Origin of the sequence: Lascolabacillus massiliensis (assembly GCF_001282625.1) — a bacterium.
In the GTDB taxonomy this organism is placed as follows: Bacteria; Bacteroidota; Bacteroidia; order Bacteroidales; family Dysgonomonadaceae; genus Proteiniphilum; species Proteiniphilum massiliensis.
On sequence record NZ_CTEJ01000001.1, the window covers coordinates 512,858 to 539,390 of the forward strand.

Consider the following 26,533-nt stretch of genomic DNA (forward strand, 5'->3'; position numbering starts at 1 on the left):
AAAATTATTACCCATGTCTTAATACAATACTCTTGTATAATCAAATACGGTAGATACAGATGTAAGTAAGGATACTCACATCTTCAAGGTAAAGACCCTTAGGGGGAAATTTTAATGAGGTTATTGATGAATCCGTTTCCGGCTCATAAGAAGTTATCTGATTTGTCAAAGTAAAACCTAAAATATCAATTGGAACTGGGGTTATCCTTGTGACAAGCTGCTCGGTTTTATTTTGAAACTCATCTGTTGTAAGTTTCATCATTTCTGTTTCACAACAAAAATTGCCTGTAATTAAAAGATCATGACCATGAGAATCTTTGCAACAGAAATTTTGATTTCCTTCTGATTGAAATATTTGAAGAGATCTCAGTTCATCATTACAATAATGCATAGCAATTATTGGTTGAATTGCTGTAATCATCATTGCGATTAGCAGATATATGGATAATATTCTCTTCATTTTTTTTATCTAATCATTGCAAAGTTATAGGATTTAAATATTCAAACAAAATAAATATGAATTATTTCTCACAACGCAATGGCAGATAACTCAGCTTCTGCAAGTGCGTAGTCTCTTTCTACCTCAAGCATATTATTATAAGCATCATAATAGTTCTCTATCTGCATCAGATAGTTTAGTAATGTAATCTCACCAGCTTCCAGAGCTTTTCTTAAAATAGGTACACTATTATATGTAGAAAGCGCCTGGCGATATTTTAATGCAGTTTTCTGCAGATCAACACTTTTAATGAAAAGGTTTTGTAGTTTGATGTAATACTGAATTTTATTATCCTCCAGTGTAGTTTCATTATACACTATATCTGCTTTGGCCTGCTTAACACTATTCTTGTTTTCCCAAAGAGGTATTGATACTCCTATAGTAACTCCCTGTAACTTTTGTCCCAAAATTCTCTCATCAACATAACCTGCAGATAATTTAGGTAAAGATAGAGCCTTATTGAGTTTTAACTGTTGCTTGCTTATTTCAATCTGTTTGGTCAGATATTGTAGAATTGGACTCATTGACTCTGCTTTGAGATACCATTCATTGAAATTTGCAGGTAGTGGAGATAGGATAAATACTGTTGATTCATACTCAATTTCTTTTCCTCCATTCAATGTTTTCAATTCATTTAATAAAGACTTCCTCTCAATATCAATTTTTTCTTTCTCATTTATACAGGTTAGAAAATCCATATAAACCTGATTTCTCTCCAGAATGTCAATTTTCCCTTCGTCAAACATTCTCTGATATGATTCTGCAATCTCCTCTGCTATCTTAATCCTATTTTCATAATCTTTTGATAGAGCATTGTAGTATGTGAGATTTATTATTAGCTGTTTTGCCTGCAAAAGCAGGTTTATTCTTTCTGAACTGTATAATAGATCAAGGTTTTGATTCTGCATATTAGAAATTTTATTCCTGTGTCCATATGCAGTAGGGAAGTCCATCGACTGTGTAATTGCAAATGTACTTTCGTTACCAATCTCAATAGGAGTACCCCATAAATGAGTATATTCTACTTCAGGGTTTGGTAAGTAGATACCAGACTTATTTCCTAATTTATGAGCTTCAACCTGTTTTTGTAATGACAAAAGGGTTGTGTTATTTGATTCTATTTCATGTAAAATATGCTCCATGCTGTTTTGAGCATAGCTTACTATAGATACCATTAATATGAGAATTGTTAACCCATTTTTTTTCATCTTATACCACTGTTATAATTATTACAAGTACAAAAATATGGAAAGTATAAGATGAAACAGGACTATTAGAATACAAATTACATTGTTTAACAATTAAATATGTCAAGGATTCAAATTAATGTATTTTGTATTTATAATACCATCTTTTAACTCAATTAATCTGTATCCAGGTTCTGCCTTACCTAATGGTCGCCCTGCAGAATTGGTCGTGATCATCAAAATACCATTATGTTCAGCTTCTGCATTGTTATGTAAATGTCCGGAAAAAATAGCATCCACACCATACTTTTCAAATAGAGTGAAGTATTTTAATCTCTCTTCCTTACTTTGGTTTGAGTAAGTGATATCTTCTTCAAAATCATTTATAAAGAAAGGGTAATGTGTAAAAACAATAATCACATCTGACGATTTTGCTTTCTTAAGTCTCTTTTTTAGCCAGCGAAACTGCTCTCTTTCTTCTTTCTTATTCGTCCCAGATTTAATGATGACAGAATTTAATCCTATGAAATATGAATTGTTGTATTCAAATGCAAACCTGTCATTGCCTTCTCCATAATGCGAGAAATAAATATCAAAATCTTCTTTTACCGGATTCTGTCCCAGATCATGATTCCCTGGACTTAAGTAGAACGGAATTTCATTATTCAATCCTGCTGTAATTCTCTTGAATTCTTCAATTTGATTAAGGTCTCTTGAGTTGTTTACAAAATCACCAGTAATTACTACAAAATCAGGTTTTAGTTTATTGATTTGACTGATAGCTTCAGAATATTGTATGGTCTCTTTTTCAAAACCACTGTTTTCATCAAAGAATCCAAACTGCGGATCTGTAATCTGAACTATTCTAACTGTTTTATCCTGGGCTATAGAGTGGAAACTATATAGTCCGATTATGAAAATCAGAAAGTGAAAACTAAACTTTTTTCTTACAATTCTTACAGTTGACATAACTCTTTCTGCGTTATTATATTTCAGAAGCCGAAATCATCAATAACAATCTCTTCAACCTCCTCGTGTTTTATTTCGATAGTATTATGAATATCTAATCCTTCTACATAAATTGCTTTGTATGGTATGGCTGGACAAACATACTCGCATCCTCCGCAACCTACACAAATAGATTGATCAGTTTCAGGAATTGTTAGGTGATCCTTATAGGGTACCATATGAACAGCCTGAGTAGGACAATGTTCCGAACATGCTCCACAACTTGTTTCATCGTAATATACAATACAATTTTCTTTAATAAACTGTACTTTACCCATCTGTGTATGGTTTTTTTCCTCAACAGTTAATGGAAGTATGGCACCGGTGGGGCATACATCACCACATACAGTACAGTCATAATTACAGAACCCCCGATCGAAATATAGTTTTGGCTGCATAATTCCACTAAGTCCATATTCCAGTAGTGCAGGCTTAATTACACGTGAAGGGCATTTACTAACACATAAATGACATGAGATGCATTTTTCGCGCAGGTGATCAAATGAAAGTGCCCCTGGAGGTGCAATTGGAATTTGTCTTTTAAGCTCTCTTTTTGGCAGAATATCTCCTGAGACTTGCTGTGCGAGTAGTCTACTTGCTGCAAGACTGGTAACCAGAGTTGCTGAAAGAAAACGTCGCTTAGACTCATTAACACTATTAATAGATGTTTCGGGAGATATAGCACTAACTTGTTTTTTTGATTTAGGAAGTAAGCTCTCTTTAACTTTACTGAAATCTGTAATATTATACTTCATAGCATCACGCTTACAGACTTCAATGCAGTTGAAGCATGTAACACATCTGCTGTAATCGATATCTTTATTCTTAGAGTCTATGCAAGATGCTTTACACTTCATTGAACAGAGTCCGCACATATTGCACTTTTCATTAACAAATTGAACTTTGAAAAGTGAGTACTTGCTAAAAAAGCCGAGTGTAGTACCAACCGGACATATTGTATTACAGTATGTTCTTCCACCTTTCCATGCCAAATAGCCGATTACAAACAGAGTAATTAACGCTATAATCATTGAGGAGACGCTTAAAGTATAGATGCTTACTTTGTAAAAAGAATAATTGCCAAATGAAGTGAAGATTGTTTCAAGAAGATTGTTTCCAGCCAGATAGGCGGGCTTGAAAATATGAGTTGCAATTCTGCCATAAGCACCGTATGGATCGAGAAGACCAACTAAAAAGTTTAAACTGGCAATAAAAGCGACTACCGTAGCTCCTAATACACTCCATCGTAAAATGTTTTTTGCCTTACTGTAATTGTATCTCTTTTTTTTACTGTACTTCTTAGAAAGCCATGCTGTAAAATCCTGATATATCCCCATTGGACAGATAGAGGAACAATAAACTCTTCCAAAAAGCAAAGTTAATAGTAATAGTGCAATAAGTACGATTGCATTCAACGAAAGCAACGCAGGGATAAATTGTATCTCAGTCAGAAATTTTAGTCCTTCAGGTAAGAATCCTCTGAAATCCAGGAAATAAAGAGTTATAAGGGCTACAATTATTACAGATAGTGTAACACGAATTTTTTTTAGCATGCTTATTTCATCTATTTAAATACATTTATGATAACCCGATTAATTATCGGGTTATCATAAATAATGAATCAATTAACTTAAGATTAAAATTAAATCCTAACTCTTCTGATATTCAGTTTATCCAGCTCCATGGTTCCCAGGCCCAACTGCTGAGCTTTTGCTATATGAGCAACATTCTCAAGTGGCATTTCGCGTGCCTGATTAAAGAAATTTGCAGCAGCAGTGTCAACAGCTACAATGTCCTGAGACATGAACAGACCTTTTGAAAGCACTACATCAGAAAGGGATTTACCTCTTGGTCCACTAGTTTTCATTAGTCTATAAGCATCCACTATATTCAGAACGGGTCTTTTTTCATAAGTACATATATCTGCAATACATTGCTGTAAATCGTTTGCATGGAAAAATCCCCTGTCCCAAACTATACCCATATAGTTTTTCATAGAAATAGTAAGCTGTGCTCCACCATGATTTTTTAATACTGGTACATTTATCCACTTGTCACTGTCTACAATAGCCTGATGAATCTTCGCACTCTTCAGGTTTCTGCCTTTTGGTATTGAAACTGTTTTATAATAAGACTCCTGATGTGCAGGTAAAACTTCAGCTCCAGCTCTTTTAGCAGCTTCTTCTATTCCGCTGTTAGCATAAGATTTGCGCCAATCGTCGCAAGTATGATCAAATACCCTCACCTCAGAAGCACCAGCTTCAAAGCAATGTTTAATGATTTCAGCAACAAGCTTAGGATTAGTATTCGCAGCCATCTCAACTGGTTGGTCCCAACCAATATTGGGTTTAATGCAAACTTTATCTCCTTTGTTTATGAAGTTTTTCATACCCCCCATCTCCTCAATTGCCTTGCGAAACATAGCTTCAGGTTCTCCTCCCATTACTGCAACCAGATCATACTTGGCAGTGGCATTACTGGTTTGGAAAGATTGTGAAAGTATGCTCATGGCATCTGCATCCTTCATTGTTGTAATGGCAGCTCCTGTTAGAGCTACTGAACGTAAAAATTTCCGTCGGTCCATAATATTTAATTTTTTCGATTTTTCAGTTTTCATTTCTGATAATCTCAAATGGAGTGTTTTAAACACCCTATTAAGTCAACATTTTATATTTATTATCTATAAATCGATCCCTATTCCCGCGAAAACAGTAGCACCCGGCATAGGATATCCTATATTTATTTCATATTTTTCACCAAGCAAATTTTCTCCTCTTACAAATATATTCAGCCATTCAAGTGCCTTATAATTAACCCTGGCATTCCATAACCAAACGTTTTCTGTAACCGGTTCAGGTCTTACAGCAGTATACAGATTTCCCAAATATTGCACACCGGAAGATATTTCCCAATTGCCGATATTATAATTGGCATTCACGTAAAACTTATGTTCAGGAGCTCCAATTATTTTGTATGTCATATCAAGCAGACTGTAATTGGCAGATAATCCTAATTCCTCTGATATATTATAGTTAGCAGTAAGTTCAAACCCTCTGTTTTCAACTTCTCCACTATTTACATTCAATGGTCTTCCTTCAACAATTTGAGTCTGAATAATATTATCACCTTTGATATAGAACAGGTTAATACCCAGACTGATTCCGATTTCCGGGAGCATCTGAAGCAGCGATATTTCATAGTTCATAAGTCGCTCCGCCTTCAAGTCAGCATTTCGTGGAGGAAACATATACAATTCCCTTATAGTAGGATTCCTGAAACCTTTGCTTAAAATCCCTTTTATCGAAGTATAAGATGTAGGTGTAAAACTTAATCCAAGTTGAGGTACCCATTCAGAACCGTTTAGTTCATGATGATCAAGTCTGATACCCGCGTTAAATGTCAGTCGTTCATCCATTACTGTTTGCTGAACGTTCAGATAAACAGCTACATTGTTTAAGTGTATATCTACCTGAGTAGAATCTCTTGCTGGTTCATTGGGAAATTTGGTGATTGCTTCACCTCCAAAGCGCTGCAGATCTATACCTGCAGTTGTTTTGTTTCCTTCAAAAAAACTAAATGACTGGTATGCTGAAGCACCAAACATCTGGTCGTTTGATCTAAAACGATAATCAGGTATAAAACTTGAATAATCGTTATAGCCGTCATTAATGTTGTGAGTGCCAAAATTATAGAATAGCTTTACTGCACCTGAAGTATTGTCATAGTTATTTTCTAAAGAAGCAGATGCTACACCACGCAGGATGTCAGCATCATTATCAATAATCGGACTTGTAACAGTTCCAGGGTTAGAACTTAATGATTTTGAGAGGTTGACGTCTATAAAACTATTCCAATTGTCTGTGAAATCATATCCGGCTTTAATATAGCTGTTAAATTGTTCAAAGTCCATGTTTTCTCTGTGTCCGTCTGAATGATTATAGCTCAGACTACCATTAGTATAAAATTGACTTTTTCTAAATCCACCCGACAGTTCAGCACTCAGAGTATTATAACTTCCATAAGAAAATTGTGCTGACTTGTGACTTCCATCAGACTCCTGTTTCCGGGTAATTATATTTATTACCCCGCCCATTGCATTTGACCCATATAATACAGATGCGGGACCGCGAACGACCTCTACACGTTCGGTCATCATCGACTGGTAACTGTCTGCCAGTGGGTGACCCATTAAGCCCATATACTGAGGGTGACCGTCAATAAGTACTAAGACACCTGAAGTTGGTGAGCCTCCAATCCCTCTGATGCTCATTCCTCCTGCAGCACCGGCAGCAACACCATAACCCATCACACCACGTTGTGAGATAAAGAGTCCGGGCACCTCTTCAGCTAATAATGGAAGAAGCGAAGGTTGTAACCTTTGTGTAATCTTATTTCCTGTTACAACTGAGATGCTCATAGGTACATTCCTAAGATTTACTTTAGGCATTGTACCTGTAACAACGATATCATCCAGTATGATGGTATCATTTAAACCGTATGATTCGTCATAATCAATAAAGTAACGAACACCACTATACAGCGGAGATAACAGTATACAGATGAAAAAAAATAAGAGAGTAAATATTCTCATATTATCCAGGGGAATTTGAAGCACGCTTCGTCGTATAGTGAATAGTCAGCCTTTCCGTTTACAGCGAATGTTTTTATTTGCCTGGCATCATGTAAAAGATCGATGGCGAATTTTACAGTCGCCCCTGTTTTAATACGATCTTCAACCAGAAGAATATTTTTATCCCTGTATTCGAAATCTATTGGAGAAATCAATCTAGGTGTATCATACTTAGGTTTCTGGTTGGGGTCACGTAAGTTAATTTTTAATAGATGCATGTCTATGTTCAGTCTCTGATTGATAATAGCAGCGGGAATAATACCACCGTTGGCTATAGCAACTATTATATCAAAAGTTTCGTGAAATTGTATCTCACGAAACCGATGCAGTACTTCTTCAAAAGACTTATTGTTTGTCATTCTACACAATTAAGGCTTTGAAAGTCTGTTCAGACTTTAGCCAATGCTTTTAAAACAAAATAACCTCCTATGAGCTGGATCAACATACCCGGTACACCTATACGGAAATCCTGAACAGCAGCCATGAAGTTTTGAGTCATTGCCCATTCTATACCGGTTCCAATAACCTGATATGTAATTATAGCCAAGAGGATGCCTAATAGCGATACTTTTCCAAAATGCTTAGCAGCCGTTGCAGCAGCTACAGCCAGTATTGCAGATTTGATAATTATTGCAGGTAGAACTGCTGCAGGAGGCATTCCAAATATCAGATTGTTGGCAAGTGGTGAAAGTATTGCAGTGAGGAGTCCTACATGAATACCATACTTATAGGCAGCAATTAAAGTGAAAAAATAAATAGGTAGAAAAATAAATCCACCCTGTGGAACCAGGTGTGCCAGTTGAGGCAACAGAAGGTTACCGACAATAAATACCGTTGCAATAAGGTAAGTATTTGTGTTATTTAAGCTTAGAGAGTAAAGTTTAGCGGTTGTAGCCATAGCATGTATTTATTATGTTGTTAAATTAAATTCCTGTGCCATCATTTAACGTAGGTTACAAATCTATGCATAAAAAGTCGTTTAATACCGAGATTAGCTGTTATTTTTTATTTAAAAAAAGCAAAAACATTCTTGTATTTAGCAGTTAATATTTTTTTATTGTTAAATATACAGATTTATAAATAACTTTGCAATCAACAAACTACACAAATATGTGGAAGGACATAATATATGTTGGAATAGGCGGGGGTATTGGGAGTATATTCAGATTTATTGTATCCCGTGTAATAATCAGATTTGTAAACCAAGAGTGGATATTTACCGGTACTCTTACAGTTAACATTACAGGTTGTTTCCTTATCGGTTTACTTTCAGGATGGATGCTTTCACATCAGCCGGAGAATCAGCTGTTTCGTTTGCTATTTATTGTAGGATTCTGTGGTGGTTATACTACCTTTTCTACTTTTGCATTTGAGAATTTACGGTTGCTTGAGACCAATCAAAGGGGCTTATTTACATTATACACCTCATTAGGTGTTGCACTGGGTTTGATTGCAGTATGGGGCGGTATGAAACTTACAATGTAGTTCTGTAATATCTGATTCTTATATATATTAAATTTAATTCAGTGTTTAGTCTGATCTTAGTTTTCTATTAAAGAACATTATAAGGCGATGGTAAGACCATGGTAAGACCTAAGTTAGAATCAGGTTACTTTGTGCTGTAAAAAGTTACAGTATGATTTTAACAAAAATCAATAGGATCCAATTTTGACATGATTGAACAAAATCCGAAAGAATAAATTATTACTGATTAAAAAAAACAGGAGAATAGCACATTGGCCATCCTCCTGTTAAACTATAAATTATGAGAAATTAAGTTTGAATTCTATAGTTCCTTGATTCTTATATTTCTGAATTTTACAGGCGAACCATGACCCAGGAAACCTATATGACCTGTTTTGTTTAGCAACCCAGGGTGATCGCGACCATCCAAGGTGCCATTCTTAGAAGCTTCGCGGATATTGCCCTCCAGAATTGTTGTTCCATTAAGAGTAATCTTAATGTTATCTCCATCAGCAATAACCTCCTGATAGTTCCATTCTCCTAATGGTTTTAAAGCCCCTCTTTTTGCTGGAATCACACCATAAACAGAGCCATGAAACTGATACTCTTCGAGATTCTCATAGATGGGTGCATCATTATCGAGAATCTGAAGTTCCATTCCTACATATGCTGCATCACCCTCCATAGGTGTACGAATTCCTAGTCCGTTATTAGCTCCAGGAGTAAGCATGAATTCAAATCGGAAGACAAAATTGTCAAACTGATCTTTTGTATAAAGATTGCCACCTGATCCTGTTGTTGTAGGATATAAAACAATATTTCCACTCTCTACGGTATAATCTACTTTGTTTCCTGTCCACTCATCCAGATTAGTTCCATCAAAAAGAATTTTAAACCCTTCAGATTCCTCTTCTTTTGAAAGTACAAATGGTTCTGGACGTGGTATCTCTTTAATATAAATATCCCTGTAAGCAACTTTACTGCCATGAGCCTGTAATTCGATCTGCTCAATCGGGAAAATAGGTTGCTTTCTATCCCAGAAGTTCTCCAATATGACATTGTCAGTAACCAGTTCACCGTTAAGCCATACAGATACTCTTTCACCAATCATTCTGATAATGAAACTATTCCATTCTCCCACTTTCTGGTCAGCCAGCTTAAGCGGTTTACTCATGTGAACCTGATTGTTATACAGTCCACCTGAGCCAACCTGTGCTCCTACATTAACTCTGGCTGTATCCCACATCTGCACCTGGGGGGTTCCACGAAGATAGATACCTGCATCAGGTTCAGCACCAGGGTATAGTTTCCAGTCGACCAGCATTTCAAAATCACCATATTGTTTTTCGGTACAAAGGTTATCATAACCTTTACCGTCAAATATAATCATACCATCTTCAACTTTCCAGTCCATAGCCATCTGTTGATCAGCTTTAACTTGTGCTGCTGCAAGCTCTTTTGCACTCATTTTAGCTCTCACGATCGGATTAGCAACCAGTCCTTTCCATCCATCAAGATTTTTTCCATTAAATAGAGAAACAAAACCTCCCTCAGTTGGGTTTTCAGAAAGAAATTTGTTGATTGACTGACGTTGATAATCTGCATCAGGATTTGATAAAGTTTCAGCAGCCTTTTTTAATGCAGCAGTTGTGAGTTCACCAGCAAATGCTGGGTCAGAAATACCAATATTCATAACAGTTACTGCGGCAGATTCTTTAAGTTCTGGAATATCCATAAACGGAACAGCAAAAAGCATAGCCTGATACTGACCGGTATTTCCTAATAACCTGAGTATGGTGTTTTTCTGCCTGTCATTTTGAGCAAACTGCATCACTTCTCTTAAATAGAGGTATTTAACAGTTCCAGTTTCATCAGATCTGCGAATCACATTTATTATAGCATCTGTAAACTTCTCTTTCTCCTGATTATTACTGCTTGAACGAACAATATCCAACATAGGATAAATCACATGAAATGATTCAAATTTTGAAAGTGCATCAAACGCAGCATCCTTGTTAGAACCGCTCTCATTTTTATAAGCATTAGTAATTTGACTGATTGCATCAGTAGATCCAATTCCTGCCATTGCGCTATAATACAGATGTCTGTTAGGGGATTTATTCATCATGTCAGTAACCAGTTCAATTTGTTTATCTGATGGCAAACTCTTAAGTGCAGCATTTATTGCTTGCTGGATTGCTGGAACATATTCAGAATCAGATTGCTCAAGAAGAGTAAACAGGTCGTTAAGATTTTTATCTGTCGAAACATCCTTCAATGCATTGGCTGCAGCTGCTTTCACCTCTTTATCGTCAATAAACATCTGGTTATAAACCAAATTATACTGAGCATCCATTTTACGATTAGCGATCAGGTCAAGTACAGCCTTCTTGCCAATAGTTTTTGAGTCATTGAAAACAGATGCTAGAGTATAAGCAATATCACCATCAAAGCTTAAAAGAGCATTTTTTGCTAGTGTAACCGACTCTTCATCACTACTTTTTAGTAGGCCGGCAAGTGCAATTAGTGCATCATCACCGCCAATCTTAGCAAGCGCAATTGTTGCAGCCTTCTGAACCATTTTGTCAGACGAGTTTACATGATTTCTCAAGAGTGACACACTGTTTGTAGTTGGATTTTCACCTAACCATGAAATAAGTGCAGTCTGTACTTGTGGAGATCTGTTTGAGGCAATCTCTTTCTGTATCAGATCTACTGATTTACTATCATTATGGAAAGGATATGTATAAAGTATCCCTGTAAGATATGCCAGGTTACCATCTTTAATGACATTTTTAAGTATACTGGATACATTAGCTGAAGGTTGTTTCAGGAGAATTCTTGTAGCCGCTATCTTCAAATCCTGTCTGTTAAGTTTTGTAGCTGTTTTGATCAATCTTTCAGCCTCCTTTTTAATAGTTTTGGGTTCTGCACTGTTCAATTTACTCAGGAGATTGATATATGATTCAGCAGCATTGTTTTTCTGATAAGCATAATCATTCTTTTCAGCCAGGTTGCGCAGTGTTCTTATTGATTCTTTAGTGCCAAGGTTCCCCAATGCTGTAACAGCTACTTGCTGCATTTTTTCAGATACAGACTCATTAAGCATTTTAAGAATAACCGGTTCAGCCGGACTGTAACCTGTTTGTCCTAAAGCATTAATTATATTCAACTTAATCAGTTCAGAAGCAGAAGAGTTGAGAGAGCTATGCAAAGCGGCATTAGCCTTCGTTGTCCCAATGCTGACAAGAGCTTGAGCTGCAGGATCAGAAAGATATTCGTCATTAAGAAAACCACTAAGTGTTTCAACATCCTCATCACCTCCTATTGTACGCAGTTGACGTATTATATAAGCCTTAGTATCTTTGTCGAGTGGATTACTCAATGCTTTACGGAAAGCAGCTGCAGTAGCAGTACGCTGTGCATCATCCTTAGCTACGTAATGTGTCCAGCCACTAATAGCATATTCAACAGTTTCATTACTACCTTTTCCGGGTGCATGCAGCCTGTTTATCAGGTCTGTCAAACCCTCTTCGCCGGTTGAAACCAGATCGGCAATTGTCTGATTAAATTTGCCTTGTGTGTCAGCAGGTAGTTGTGCCAAAGCATCGGCAACGATTGTAGCATTTGTTCTTCCCTTTGGCATTTGAGCATACAATCCTGCCACTAAAGAAAAACAGATACCTATTAAAATTATCTTTATATGTTTCATAATATTAAAAAATTAAATAGTCCAAGGTGCACGCATAGGTTGATCTATAAATCTGTTTGCTTCCTCATCGTTTACAAACAATTCCTTAATTGGATCATATTCCAGCGTTCTGTTAAGCTGAAGTGCAACAGCACCCATATTTACTATTGTTGCAGAACGATGTCCGTTTATCTCATTTAGTGCAAACTTCTGCCTGTTGTGTATACATTCAATGAAATCAGTGTTTTGTTCCTTTGGTTCTGGGAACTCAGCAAGTTTCTTTTCCCAATCAGGAATATCACAAACGAAGTTCCTGTATACATTACCATTTGGTCCTGCAATGTAAGGAGTGTCAGGTTCACCATAATCACCACCCCAAAGAACTATCTGACATCCGTCTTCGTAAGTATAAGTAATACTTCGCCATGTTCCTACTGCATCGAAGTGTTGCTGTGGGGCATCAACCTCAACTTTAACGGGACTGGTATTATCCTTTCCCAGTAAGTATTGTACAGGGTCGATATAGTGCTGACCCATGTCACCAAGACCACCGCCATCATAATCCCAGTATCCACGGAAAGTACCATGAGTACGGTGAACATTGTATGGCTTGTAAGGTGCTGGTCCCAACCACATATCATAGTCTAATTCTGCAGGGATTGGCTGCGGTTCCAGATCTGTTTTTCCTACCCAATAGAACTTCCAGTCGAAACCTGTATGCTTACTTATAGTAACTTTTAGTGGCCAGCCCAGCAAACCACTATCAACAAGTTTTTTAAGAGGTTTTACAGGTGTTCCAAGTCCGTAGAACTGATCTTTGAATCTGAACCAAGTGTTAAGTCTGAAGATATTTCCATGTTGCTTAATCGCTTCCCTAACTCTTTTGCCTTCACCAATTGTACGAGTCATCGGTTTTTCGCAGAAAATATCCTTACCTGCTTTCGCAGCTTCAACTGACATTATTCCATGCCAGTGAGGAGGTGTTGCGATGTGAACAATATCAACATTCTTGTCAATGATCAGATCCCTGAAGTCATGGTAAAGATTGATTTTATCTTTAACCAATGCTGCTGCTTGTGACAGATGATTTTTATCAACATCACACATTGCTACCACTCTGGTATTGTCATAAGGTATGTGGCCGCGCCCCATTCCTCCAACACCAATTATCCCTTTTGTGAGCTGGTCACTCGGGGCAATCATGCCTCTCCCCAATACATGTCGGGGAACAATAGTCAGGAGAGAAACCCCGCCTAATGTTTTTAAAAATTGTCTTCTGGATGTCATAAGATAGTTTGTGTATTAATATATATGTCTGTTATTATGTATTGATTTTTACAAAAATAGTGATTATTTTTAAAATAGTTAAAGTGTTATTAAAGTAAAACAACCTCTCCCTGCTAAAAAGTGCATAGGAGAGGTTTTATTTAACCTGTTTATTTTATGAGAATTAAGTTTTAGATAAAAACTGTCATAGTCTTTATAAAACCTTCACCCTCTTTTTATATTCAGAAAGCGCATTATCCAGGCGTTCATGAGCAGTTGTATCCCCAGGTAAATTATGTGAAGGGTGTATAAACAATTTTACACCTCTGTCAGCCAGGATCTCAGCAACAGTCGTCACTGTAACCCATACCAACGTTATGAACCCCATCGTAGAAAGTGGTCCCACTTTATCAAAATGATTTTTAAGTGGTACAGAAGCATCTTCCAGAGGTACACACGAATCAACAACAACATCTGCAAGTTCAAACAGATTTTTTCCACAGGAGTGGCGGGATTTTTTACCTTTAGTCTGTTCTGCCGATCCAAAAACAATTACTTTCATTCCTAATTTTTTTGCTTCCAAAGCAACATCAATATTGACTGCATTAATACCGGTATGAGAAAACAGCCATAAACAATCCTTAGAATCAAAATCATAATTTTTCATTACTTCAATTCCATAACCTTCGGCTCTTTCTAAAAATAGGAATTGATGAATTCCCATCTGGCCTTTAATCTGAGTAAAAAAGGTAAGCGGAAGTTCAACAAGCGGATGAAAACCTACAAAACCACCAATACGTGGGTACATTTCCTCTACAGGGATAGTTGCATGTCCACAGCCAAAAGTGTGTACCCATCTTCCTGCTTCAATCGAGTCAGCCATAATCTCAGCTGCTTTTCTTACATTCTCAAGTTGGGTGTTTTCGATATTATTCATCACCTCATATGCATTCTTTAACCACTCTTTTGCTAGCATAATTTTTTAAATTTAAATAGTTACTGATTAGATATTATTATTTATGAATATTTATTTACAGATCTATGATATAGTGCGGGATTATCGCACCACAACAGTTTGATTCGGCTTTTTAACACGACTATAAATCAGAAGTATTATTAAAAAGCATATCACAAGAATTAAAGGATAAACATAAGCACCGCTTTTGTCTAACCAAATACCGGTAACACTGTTTAATATATTATTTCCCAGTAGGGCAAATACCAATGCTATACTGAATGCAGTACCCGACATAGTTGGGTATTTTGTTCCAATAATTCCTAGTACGATAGGGAATGTGGATGCTATGCCAAATCCAACAAGCATCATTCCAATCAGAGAAGTTATATAGACAGGTTGAATCATTAACAGTACTCCTGCAATAGCAACTAAAATACTTATATTAAGAATCCTGTTCTGAGAAAATCTTTTAAGCAAAGAGACAAGTATGAGTCGCGCTACAGTCAAACTAGCCGTCATCGCCGTTATTGTTAATAATGCTTTTGAATGCTCCAGAAAACCAAAATCGGTAAGGTAGAAAACAGTCCAGTTATTAACCACTCCCTCTATACCACTCTGAAAAAAAAGTATGAAAGATAACAGCAGCAAGTCTTGTCTCTTTAATAGTCTGAAACCTGCAGATATAGGGAAGCCCTGTTTCTGTGAGGCTTCAGGGTATTTGATTACAGCACAGAAGATTATAAGTAAAAACATTACAACTCCAATACCTGTAAATATCTGATGTAATGGATAGTTTTTAAGAAAAGCACTAAGTAGAACAGGAATTCCAAGAGCACCAAGTCCATAAAAAGCACCTAAAAAGCTAAGCATTGAGTTTCTTTTTGTGTCTTCATAGATTACAGATACTAGAGCGTTAGTCTCACCATTAAGGATACCTCCTCCAAAGCCAATAAGAAAAATACTAATCTGAACTAAAAATACACTATCAAGAAAAGCAACCCCTTCTAAACCAGCCAATACCAGTAAACTGCTTAAAATCAAAAGTCCCTTATATCCACGCTGATCTACAATTGGTCCGAATATCACCGAACCTATCAACATTCCAATCGGAAGAAAAGCTACCAAAGAAGTCGTTTGAGCAGTGTTAAGAGCAAATTTATCGGATAATATTGGAAGAATCGATCCCAGAACAATTATTGATATTCCGAAGAACGACATACCGATACATGCTGCGATAAATACCTTGATTTTATTATATCTGTTTTCCATGCTTAATATGTTTTAATACTAGATATGCTGCTCCTTTTAATCCTGCTTCACCCGAACAACCTGAAGGGAGATACTCTACCTGCTTAATACTGATTGGCTGAGCCCACATGCAAGCCTCCTTATAAATCTCAGGGATCAATTTTACCGCAGGACCAAACACTCCTCCTCCCCAGATTATTTTCTCAGGATTAAGTAAACTTACAATGTTGGCACTTGCCATTCCCCACAATTGTATTGCCTTGTTTATCACCTTTGTAGCTATAGGGTCACTTAAGTAATATGCTTCAAAAATATCTTTGGTTGTTATATCCTCAATAACTTTATCAGAAAAGAAACCTTGGTAATCAAGACTCTGCTTAATGAGTTCTATTGCCCTATTGCAAATACCATTGCCTGAGGCATAATATTCAAAGCAACCGCATTTGTCGTATTCTTCACTATATGGTATCTGCAGAGCCATCCAGCCTACAGACCCTGCAATATCACCAAAACCGTGAAGAAGTTTGCTGTCTACCATAATACCGGCGCCTATACCGGTGCCAACCCCTATGTATACAACATTTTCAGACCCCTTTGCTGCACCTTGCCACAGTTCTCCACACAAGTAGCAGGTTCTGTCTGACTCAATACAAACCTGGATATCGCTATTGTTCAAATATCTTTTTATTGTATTCAATAATGGATATTTGACCCATCCCTCTATATTTGGTGCCCATACAGTTCCATCTTCAGAATATATAATACCTGGAACTGAGATACCTATACCATGTATTTTATTAATGTCTTTTCCTGAATCGCTGATCAGTTTGTCTAATAACTCAATAACCAGTTTACCAGCCTCATCACCATACCGACCATCCAAGTATAATTTAGTGAAGTGGCTCATATTACCTTCTATAGAAAATATTGCACCGGAAATTTTAGTTCCACCTATATCAATAGAAATAATCTTTTTATCACTCATTACGATAAATTTCAAAAACAGAGGCATTTCTGCTATTAACTGATAAGTTTAGCTTTAAGATGTTGCCTCTACTGTTTATATTTTTACTCTCTTCATTAATTACATCCCTCAATGTGAAAATACCATCATAGTCAACTTTAAGATCTATTTCAATAGTCTCATTGTTAACACTATGGTTAATTAGGAAAAGTAAATAACCTTTATCACTGTCTTGAAGTCTTACCTCAATTTGATTGCTGCTTCTGCCATCCTCTGATGTGGTAAACGGACGTTTAATTTTAGCCCAGTTCAAAAGGTTTAAAAAGAATTTATCGTTATTAGGTACTATTTCACTAAAATTTGCCATACCCAAATATGTGCCGGCAAGTATTGCTTCACCTTTACCATATTGTGAGCTAATAATAGCAGGATCTCCTTCATAGGTTGTAGCTAAAACTTTGGCATTACTATTTTCAAGAAGTTTTACTGATTGTGAATATAAAGAGCCATTTAAAAGATCGCCTGATTTAAATCCTTTAAGTACAGGATGATTATCGCCGTTTATTGTAAATGTAACATTTTCTCTCATTCTCACTTCATCTTCTCTTGCTCCGAAAATATCATGCATACCCAAGCCAGGTATAATTTCTGAAGCAAAACCACGTTCGTCGTTCCATCCAAAACGTGCTTCAGCAAGAATATAACCACCATTACTTACAAACTCTCTTAGTTCCTTTGCTGCCTCTTGAGTGAACATTATAGGGTAGGGCAGAATTATGAGTTTATATTGTGAAAGCTCTCCTTTTTCGATATGCTCCCTATGGATGAAATCAACAGGAACGTTATGATTAGCAAACGACTGAAAGTATCCAATTAGCGACTGACTCATAGCAGCGGGGTAATCTCTGCGTTGCATTCCTCCTACCATTTGAGTTAATGGATTATACACGATCCCAACTTTAGCTTTAACCGGTATACCCTTCAGGAAAAGCTCCTGATTTTTGTTTACAACATCAGCAATTTTACCGGCATTAACAGAGCGTTCTGTTAATGTTCCATCTAGATTAATTAACCCATAACCACCGGCCTCGTAGCCTGTTGACATAGGATAGTATGCATAAATATTTACACCTTTGGCTCCTTTTGCAATTGCTGACCATGCCCATATTGAGTGATCATTAGAAGTTACCGGATCACTAATAAGCAATGAGATTGTACCAAGTCCTCCTTGTAATTCACCAACAAACCAACCTCCATTCTCGCGGTTTGCACTTCTTGTAAAATCCATCACCGTACGTAGAGTTGTTGTTGACCATGCACCTTCGGGTCTGTTATGTTTTGGATAAATAGAAACACCATAATAATCCAATGGTCGAGCCATCAGAAAATCATCCGTTGCACCTGCTCCAACGTGTGGCGACTGAAAAAGAGATGCACCAACAGCATGTGCAGTTATCAAACTGGTATGATCAATTTCTCTTATAGCATCATACCTTGCCTGCATATCCCCAACAAGTTTTTCATAAATGAAGGTCTTCCAGTCAACAAAGTCTGTATAGCTGAGTATTGTACTGAATCTGGGTGCTTCTACCTGATTCCAGTCAGTAAAATTACGATACCATGCTTTGTTTAAATTATCAAGAGTCTGATATTTTTCCTTTAGCCATATCCTGAACCTATTCTGAGTACCATCGCAAAAACAGAACTGGATGTTTGGAACATAATCCAGTGAAGCCCAGTTAATAATATGAGGCTCGCTCCACAGGTCCCATCCAAACAGGTTTGGGTATTTATTGGCTACCTTTGCTGTCTCTTTATAAAAGTTCAGAATAGCATCTTCAACCTCTTTGTTATCCATACATGCACCGGGTGCTGATTGTGGCACAACGATATCACCACTTTGAGCCTCAAAAAGTGCATGCGGAAAGTTGTGAGCCACCCAATCAGGAGCCGAGTCAACATATACTTGAATAAAAACTCTAAGTCCGACCTCTTCAGCGAGTGTCATAAGCAGTTCCAGGTTCTCAAAGTTGTATTTTCCAGGTTCTGGTTCACAAGTTGCCCACTCAACCCATGTTCTTACAGTATTAAATCCCAGATCTTTTATCTGTTGCAGATCTTTTCTCCACTCTGCTTCAGATGATTCTGTTATCTTACTTAACATTGGTGCGCGCGCCTTTCCTCCACTGTACCACACTGAGAAGGGGAAGAAATCTTTTTCAATGTTCACATTATCACTTTTAACCTGTCCACTCATGGTTAAGGTTGAACTAAATACTAATAAAACTAGTATTAAAAAACTCTGTATCTTCATTATGATTTTAAATTTAATTTAAATATTTATATCCTTTTCTTTTAAATCTCCAGGTCCACCCTGTGTTTTTTGCAGCTCCTGCACCATCTTGAAATAGTACTAGTTCATTCTCGTTAAGTATTTTAATCTGGAAAGTGTCTTTATAAGCATGGTCCATTCCGGGGAATATATCTTCGACTATTGTTAAAGTCATTTCTTCTGGATTAAATAAAAACTCACTGACTTGTGGTTCATCACCCGGAGAATTTACTACAGTCAAAAATAATTTGTCATCTATTTTTTCAAAGAATAATTCCGATTGAAAGCCATCTTCAGATACAACACCATCAGCTATTGGCAGCCACCATATTTCGTCCCATGCATACGGTGCTGAAAGGAACCAGTGAAGAGTTCCATTGCTAAAATCAGTTGCATAAACCCAAGTTTTACCATCTCCAAAATAGTCAATAAGGAAAGCTAGAGGTTCTTCAATCAGATTTGGAACTGAAGTTACATTTATTGTTCTCTTTATACTGACTATACCTCCTTTTGTCAAGACATTACAGATGATAGTTTTTTCTCCGATTGTTCTTAAACGAATTGTATCTTTATTTTTAAAAGAATTTATACCTTCTGCATCCCAATGGACTTGAAAACCCTCATCTATACCTAAAGCGATGATATTCCCACCAGGGAAAGTACTTTCAACTTTAAGGTTTATCGCTTCGGCTAATTTATCAGGATTTTCTAAAGGTGGCAACGTATCCCTGTTCTCTATAGGATCGCATGAAAATAACAATAATGTTGTTGTAATAAACAGATATATTATATTTTTCATAATTATTGATTTTAAAAGTGAGTTAATATTACCAACCTTCATTCTGCTCCAGAATGCCATCAGACAGTTGTATCTGCGATTCAGGTATTGGTAAGAAACCTTTTGTCTCAGGGCGATATATTATACTATACTCGACAGGTTTTCCCTCATTTTCTAGAGGAATGTTTTTTACTCTATTAAAAGCACTTTCAAGCTCTCCCCATCTCATTAAATCATAGAACCTGACTCCTTCAAAAGCTAATTCAAATCTTCTTTCATTTTTTATGTTATCTATGGTAGCAGGTACACTTGGCAAGTTAACTCTTTTTCTTACGATATCAAGATATTCCTGTGCTTTAGCCGAACCTAATTCTGCACCCATTAAATATACATCTGCAAATCTTAATAAAACAATCTCCTGGGCATTGCAATCCATATTATTTGCAGGTGTACCATATAGGTAAGTGTACATATTTTGTAATTTACCATCAACAAAGATATTTACAGGCATATACTTTTTTTGCCATAAGTATGATTCATGATATTGATCTGAGCTTGAAACATATCCTATATCCTCATTTGTAACATCACAAATTGAGGCTTTCTTTCTCAAGTCTGAATCCTCCCAGGAGTTCCAAAGTTGAGGATTAATTGGACCTGCGCCCCATCCATAGCCAAATGGATTTGTATTTTGCATTCTCACGCCAAAAAACAATACAATAGTATTGCGACTGTTTCCACCAAAAGATCCAAATCGAATTGAAAACATGTTTTCTTTATTTCCACCTTCTTCACCTATCCATGTTAAATTATTTTCTACAGCATAATCGTAGTTGCTAGCATAAGAATAGGGCCAAAGATTTCTAAAATCATCAACCAACTCATGACCGCTATTGGCAATACAATAATCAACATTATTAATTACTTCTGTTTTTGTTAAAGCGCCATTTTCAGGTAGTTGAATCTCTGTTCTTCCATAGACTCCTGTATAATATAAAAAAACTCTAGCCAACATACCTTGAGCAGCCCATTTTGTAGCACGTCCAATATCATTTGAAGAATATGGAGTATCAGGCATTTTTTCAATTGCAATTAATAAGTCAGCTGCAATTTGCCCAAACAACTCTTCTGGTGTTGCCTTTGGAAGATTTTGTGGAGTAGTTTCCAATACTAAAGGAACTGTACCAAACAATCTGGCCAGATCAAAAAAATAGTAAGCTCTCATAAAATGAGCCTCACCAATGTATCTGTTTTTTTGAGTTTCAGACTCCCATGAAGTAACTTGTTCTATAGATTCTAGTAGCATATTTGCTCTGAATATTCCCCTATAATTTTGTTGCCAAGGGTATAGATACATATCATTTGAGAAGTTTTTAAACTCTGATATTGCATGTATAGCTGCATCAACGCCACCTCCTCCAGCAAATCTATCGTCCGAAAGCAGTTCAGATATAAAAAAACTGTGCATATGAGAAGTTCCAGGGTTTAAAACAGAATATATACCTATTAATGCTTGATTCACATCTTGAGGTGATTGGTAAAAGTTTGTATTTACCTTACTAGTAATAGGTTCTGTGTCCAGAAAATCAGCGCAGCTTTCAATTAAAAATAGACCAAATAATAAAACTATATATTTTCTCATAATTATGCTCTTTTTAAAATGTGACATTTAATCCTACCAATACAGTTCGTGGACTGGGATAAAATCCTAAGTCTATTCCTGATCCAAAGCTCACACCTCCATTATATCCTATCTCGGGATCCATACCGGAATATTTTGTAAAGGTGACAAGATTCTGAATTGTAAAGTAGAGATGAAGTCTTTTTAGATAGGCTTTTTTGATCAGTTTGCTAAAGTCATAACCTACTGAAATACTACTTATTCTTAAATAATCGCCATCTTCTACATAAAGGTCAGATATATTAGAAAAGTTTTTAGATGAAGCGGTTGATAATTTGGGAAGTCTGTTTGATGTACCTTCACCATACCAACGACCAAAAATATCAGTTGTAAAATTATGTGTTGGAAAAATAGCGAAATCCCTGTAAGATTGAATTATCTGGTTTCCGGCAACGCCTGATGCTACTAATGAAAAATCAAATCCCTTATAATCAGCTCCAAGAGATAAGCCAAAGGTGAAATCAGGATTAGGATCACCTATCATGACTTTATCTTTATCATCAATAACATTATCATCATTTGTATTGATAAAGCGAACATCTCCAGGTGTTGCATCTGGCTGAATCAACTCACCTTTTGAGTTTACATAAGCGTTCACTTCTGATTTATTTTGGAATATTCCATCTGTTTTGTATCCCCAAAAATAACCTATTGGAAATCCTTCTTCAGCTCTGAATATTTCACTTGTCAAATCTGCCAGAACATTTGGGAGTCCATGGATAATTTTTTCATAATTGTCAATTCTTGTAACCTTATTTTTATTATGAGATAAATTTAGACCAACAGAGTAATTAAGCTCATTAATGTTATTATTCCAATTTGCTGAAATCTCAAATCCTTTATTTTGAACATCACCGCCGTTGATATAAGGTGCTCCAGTACCGAAACTAGCTAGAGTTGGGGCAGCTACAAGCCAATCACGAGTTATTTTATTATACCAATCGAAATTGAGTGCTAATCTGTTGTTAAACAGATTTGAGTCAAAACCGATATTCAGCTGTTCAGAAGTTTCCCAAGTAACATCAGGATTTGGTAATATATTTGGGTAAGCTCCAACTATTCTTTCATTTTTATTTATTCCATAATAATCTGCGCCACTCAAACTAATTGTAGATAGATACTGGAATGGAGATATATTTTGATTCCCATTCTGTCCCCAACTTGCCCTGAATTTTAAAAAGTTGATATTATTCTTGATATCTTCCCAAAAGGACTCTTCAGAGATTACCCAGCCTGTAGCAATTGATGGGAAATAGCCCCATCTCTTATTCTTTGCAAATTTTGAAGATCCATCTGCTCTTAAAACAAGTGTTAAAAGATATTTTTCATCGAAATCATAATTTACTCTTCCAAAAAATGATAATAACCTGTTGTCATTCCATGGATAACTTCCCAATACAGTTCTTGCAGGATCAATAACTTTAGAATTATCTAAATAGGCATGATCAAGATCATTAAAAATACTATTGATATTAGTTCCATAAATTGTTTCGCCAATATTATTAATTTGAATAGTATTTCCGCCAAGAATATCAAGTGAGTGTCTTAAATCACCTAATTGTATTTGATAATTAATAGTATTTTCGTTTGTCATTCCTAAAACTTTATACATATTATGACTTGTGCTGCTATAATCCCTGAAATGCCTTTCGCTAAGATTATATTTAGGTGTGTAGCTGCGATATGTATAATTTGAGAAGTCATATCCAAAAGAACTTCTTAATGTTAGATCTTTAATAGGTTGAAGATTTATATAAATATTACCCAGAACTTTATGATCAATTGATGTATTATTTCCATGAGTATAAACCATTATTGCTACTGGATTTGGAACTCTGATATCCCAGGGAATTGCAAATTGATACTCATTATTTTCATCATAAACCGGCATAAATGGTGAAGTTGATAAAGTATTACGAATTGAGTTGGTATACATTCCTCCAGTTGCAATACCTGCACGATTTATATAGCTGTATGATAGATTTTCTCCGATAGTTAATATTGAATAGTCTTTGTTTTCTAAGATAATATGTTCACTATTTAATCTAAAATTATACCTATCATATTCGGAAGCAACTGGTTTGCCAAGAATTCCATCCTGAGAAGTGTAAGAGAATCCCATAGTATACCTTGAACTATTTGTTCCACCATTAATACTTAAAGTGTGATTCTGTAATGGCGCATTTTTGACCATAATTTCGCCAAACCAATCTGTGCCTTTGCTTCTGCCACTTTCTATCTCATCCCAGTTAGGCACCAAAGATGCATAATCATAAGGTTCCAGTCCATCATTAAGTCTGGCTTCATTCATTAATATTGCATACTCCTGTGCATTTAATGTAGGCAATTTTTTATAAAGATTCTGCACTCCATAGTGTCCATTATACGAAATTGTTGGTTTTGTATTGTAATTGCCGGTTTTTGTTGTTACTAGTACAACACCATTTGCAGCTCTTGAACCATAAATAGAGGATGATGCAGCATCTTTAAGTATATCAATAGATTCAATTTCTGAAGGGTTCAGATAGTTAATATTACTAACAGGAACACCATCAACTATAAATAGTGGGGTAGCATCTCCAGTAGTCCCTAAACCACGAATATTTATCCTAAATGCAGATCCTGGTTCACCTGAAGTTTTTACAATTTGCATACCAGTAGTGCTTGATCTAAGAGCATCAACTATAGAAACAGGGCTTTGCTTGGTAATTTGATCAGAGTTAATCTGTGAGGTTGCTCCGGTTATTAACTTTTTCTTTTGCAGTCCATAGCCTACAACAACAAGCTCGTCTAAAGATTGTGTGTCCTCAATAAGAGTTATTTCGAAGGTCGTTTTATCAGAAGTACTGATCAACTGTGCATGATATCCAATATACGAAATGTGAATTTGGGCATCATTTTCAACTTCTAATAAAAAATTACCATCAATATCAGTAACTGTTCCATTTGTGGTACCTTCTTCTATTATATTAGCTCCAATAATTGGAACGTTCTGATTATCAGCAACTCTTCCTCTGATCTGCTTCTTTTGCTGAACAATTTCATTAAGATTCTTATCTGACACTTCTTTTCCTACACTTTCCTGAGATTTGTAAAGGGTTACTTGTCTTTCAACTACGTTATATTTAAGATTTGTGTCTCTAAGCAGAATATCAAGTATATTGTTAATACTCTTTTTAGATACATCTAATGAAGTAGTATTATTAAGCTCCGACTTAACTTCATCCGTGATTAAAAATACATAATCACTTGCCTTTTCAATTTTAGAAATTGCATTAATGATAGTTTCATTTCTGAACTTAATAGAAATCTCTTTTTGCTGTGAATGAACATTTTCTGCTGTCAGGCTAAAAATGCTAATAAGTAAAAGCAGTGTCGTCAATTTCATGATCTTTTCGATTTGCTTATAATCTTTATAAGCAATTAGTCTAAAATAATAAATATCTTCCATACATTTGTAATGAATTTAGTTTACCTGATTTAGGTCGGTTAGTAAATTAATTTCTTATAAATCGGGCGATGTGGCAGCATTGTCCGATTTTCTTCTGAATGTAAATTGTTATTTCATAGGCATTTTCTTTTTACTTATATATATATTATTTCCATCTCTTAGATATTCAGTCGAAGAAAGAGTTGAGATAGAGGTCATGACACTATCTAAACTGTTAGAAAGGAATAGTTTACCAGTAAAAGTTTCATTGTTAAGTGTTATTAATTCACTTTTTTCGAATTGAACGTTATAATACCTTCCTATTTTTTTCAGAATTTCTGACATAGGGGTACTGTATAACTCGAGTAATCCATCTTTCCAGCTTATATATTCCGAAATTTCAACAATCTCTTTTTTTATCGAATTATTATTGATTTCAATTTTCTCATTAGGCAAAAGTTCTGTTTTGTAATTATTTTTTGTTTCAATTTGTACTTTACCATTTACTAATACAACAGATTTCATATTGTCATCTAAATATGCAGAAAGGTTGAAAGATGTTCCGGTTACTGTAACATTTATATCACCTGCGTGAACAATAAAAGGCATGTTCAGATCTTTTTTCACTTCGATAAAAACTTCTCCATTTACAAATATTTCTCGAGTATTGTCTAAAAACTCAGATGGGAAGTCAAGTTGGGTGCCTGAATTTAACCATATAACTGTACCGTCTGAAAGTGTTAAATTGGCTCTTTTTCCATATGGTACAACTAACCTGTTCATTGCTACTGTAGAGAGAGCTAACATCTTAGTGGAGTTGTCACTATTAGTAATTATAGCAGTACCATTATTTATTAGTCCTACATGTGATTTATCTTTTAATTTAAACTTAATTCCATCAGATAGGATATATGCTTCTTCCTCAGGTAATGATTGGCCAACAATCATATTTGATGATATTTGATTTTTTTGTTTTTCAGTATGATTATACTCACGTACAATAAATATGGAGATAAAACCAATTAGAATAACAGCAGCTGTATAACTAACTTTAAGTATTAACCGCCTTAATTTAAATTGCTTGATTTTATTACTTATATTACTGAAAATCTGTTTTTTTTCAAGATCAGAAATTTGATAATAATTTATTTTAATTTTATTGAATTGTAATATAGCCTCTTCCAGAGCATTTTCCATATAGGGTTTATCCTCAATGAACTCTTTCCAATAATCTTCTAGTTCTTTAGAATTAAAAAGCCTCCATTTGATGAACTCATCATTCTGTAAGAGCCAATCTACATTACGTATAAATTCTTTGTTATTTTCCACAGTAAACCATTTATAATAATAACGATTTACTTTCGTTTATGTGGACATAATTTCGATATGAATTAAAA

19 protein-coding genes are annotated in these 26,533 nt (G+C 35.7%); 1 reads left to right on the forward strand and 18 read right to left on the reverse strand.

The annotated features are described in order from the left end of the window. Positions 1-40: 40 nt before the first annotated feature. The 8 genes from BN1354_RS02095 to BN1354_RS02130 all read right to left on the reverse strand — a co-directional run bounded on the left by BN1354_RS02095 (position 41) and on the right by BN1354_RS02130 (position 8,222). Positions 41-460, reverse strand: a complete 420-nt coding sequence (locus BN1354_RS02095; RefSeq protein ID WP_045089912.1) for an HYC_CC_PP family protein — start codon at positions 458-460, stop codon at positions 41-43. A gap of 68 nt (positions 461-528) precedes the next feature. After that, on the reverse strand, positions 529-1,707 hold the full coding sequence (locus BN1354_RS02100) for a TolC family protein (protein WP_045089911.1): 1,179 nt from the start codon (positions 1,705-1,707) through the stop codon (positions 529-531). Positions 1,708-1,809: 102 nt separating this feature from the next. After that, positions 1,810-2,655, reverse strand: coding sequence for a metallophosphoesterase (locus tag BN1354_RS02105; RefSeq protein WP_053826095.1), 846 nt, complete (start codon positions 2,653-2,655; stop codon positions 1,810-1,812). 23 nt (positions 2,656-2,678) lie between these two features. Then, positions 2,679-4,247, reverse strand: coding sequence for a 4Fe-4S dicluster domain-containing protein (locus BN1354_RS02110; protein WP_053826096.1), 1,569 nt, complete (start codon positions 4,245-4,247; stop codon positions 2,679-2,681). Between the two features lie 89 nt (positions 4,248-4,336). After that, positions 4,337-5,278 (reverse strand): DUF362 domain-containing protein, encoded by a 942-nt coding sequence (locus tag BN1354_RS02115; RefSeq protein WP_045089908.1) that lies wholly within the window; start codon positions 5,276-5,278, stop codon positions 4,337-4,339. Between the two features lie 96 nt (positions 5,279-5,374). Then, positions 5,375-7,285, reverse strand: a complete 1,911-nt coding sequence (locus BN1354_RS02120) for a TonB-dependent receptor (protein WP_053826097.1) — start codon at positions 7,283-7,285, stop codon at positions 5,375-5,377. Beyond that, positions 7,282-7,683 carry a phosphoribosyltransferase gene (locus tag BN1354_RS02125; RefSeq protein WP_045089906.1) on the reverse strand — a complete coding sequence of 134 codons (402 nt, stop codon included), beginning with the start codon at positions 7,681-7,683 and terminating at the stop codon, positions 7,282-7,284. The genes BN1354_RS02120 and BN1354_RS02125 overlap by 4 nt, the downstream gene beginning before the upstream one ends. Before the next feature lie 29 nt (positions 7,684-7,712). Next, a complete protein-coding gene (locus BN1354_RS02130) occupies positions 7,713-8,222 on the reverse strand; it encodes a hypothetical protein (protein ID WP_053826098.1) in 510 nt (169 codons plus the stop codon). 212 nt (positions 8,223-8,434) lie between these two features. Here BN1354_RS02130 and crcB point away from each other — a divergent pair, with 212 nt between their 5' ends. Continuing rightward, positions 8,435-8,809 carry a fluoride efflux transporter CrcB gene (crcB, locus tag BN1354_RS02135; protein ID WP_045089904.1) on the forward strand — a complete coding sequence of 125 codons (375 nt, stop codon included), beginning with the start codon at positions 8,435-8,437 and terminating at the stop codon, positions 8,807-8,809. Between the two features lie 301 nt (positions 8,810-9,110). Here the strand turns inward: crcB and BN1354_RS02140 are convergent, their stop codons facing one another. The 10 genes from BN1354_RS02140 to BN1354_RS02185 form a co-directional block, all read right to left on the reverse strand. Next, entirely contained in the window at positions 9,111-12,500 is a 3,390-nt protein-coding gene (locus BN1354_RS02140) for a 3-keto-alpha-glucoside-1,2-lyase-like domain-containing protein (protein WP_053826099.1), read from the reverse strand. Between the two features lie 12 nt (positions 12,501-12,512). Then, the gene (locus BN1354_RS02145) at positions 12,513-13,766 is read right to left on the reverse strand and encodes a Gfo/Idh/MocA family oxidoreductase (RefSeq protein WP_045089902.1); all 1,254 of its coding nucleotides are present in this window, start codon (positions 13,764-13,766) and stop codon (positions 12,513-12,515) included. 193 nt (positions 13,767-13,959) lie between these two features. Then, positions 13,960-14,721: a sugar isomerase domain-containing protein gene (locus BN1354_RS02150; RefSeq protein WP_045089901.1), complete on the reverse strand. Its 762-nt coding sequence runs from the start codon at positions 14,719-14,721 to the stop codon at positions 13,960-13,962. An 81-nt stretch (positions 14,722-14,802) separates the two neighbouring features. Then, positions 14,803-15,972 (reverse strand): MFS transporter, encoded by a 1,170-nt coding sequence (locus BN1354_RS02155; protein ID WP_053826100.1) that lies wholly within the window; start codon positions 15,970-15,972, stop codon positions 14,803-14,805. Continuing rightward, complete coding sequence (locus tag BN1354_RS02160; RefSeq protein WP_053826101.1) at positions 15,956-16,936, reverse strand: ROK family protein; 981 nt, start codon at positions 16,934-16,936, stop codon at positions 15,956-15,958. The genes BN1354_RS02155 and BN1354_RS02160 overlap by 17 nt, the downstream gene beginning before the upstream one ends. After that, positions 16,929-19,229 (reverse strand): beta-galactosidase, encoded by a 2,301-nt coding sequence (locus BN1354_RS02165; RefSeq protein WP_082331518.1) that lies wholly within the window; start codon positions 19,227-19,229, stop codon positions 16,929-16,931. The genes BN1354_RS02160 and BN1354_RS02165 overlap by 8 nt, the downstream gene beginning before the upstream one ends. Before the next feature lie 13 nt (positions 19,230-19,242). Beyond that, positions 19,243-20,046 carry a hypothetical protein gene (locus BN1354_RS02170; RefSeq protein ID WP_053826389.1) on the reverse strand — a complete coding sequence of 268 codons (804 nt, stop codon included), beginning with the start codon at positions 20,044-20,046 and terminating at the stop codon, positions 19,243-19,245. Positions 20,047-20,074: 28 nt separating this feature from the next. Beyond that, positions 20,075-21,667, reverse strand: coding sequence for a RagB/SusD family nutrient uptake outer membrane protein (locus tag BN1354_RS02175; protein WP_074010718.1), 1,593 nt, complete (start codon positions 21,665-21,667; stop codon positions 20,075-20,077). A gap of 13 nt (positions 21,668-21,680) precedes the next feature. Continuing rightward, entirely contained in the window at positions 21,681-25,094 is a 3,414-nt protein-coding gene (locus tag BN1354_RS02180) for a TonB-dependent receptor (RefSeq protein WP_231623060.1), read from the reverse strand. 171 nt (positions 25,095-25,265) lie between these two features. Next, entirely contained in the window at positions 25,266-26,465 is a 1,200-nt protein-coding gene (locus tag BN1354_RS02185) for a FecR family protein (protein WP_053826105.1), read from the reverse strand. Between the last annotated feature and the right edge of the window lie 68 nt (positions 26,466-26,533).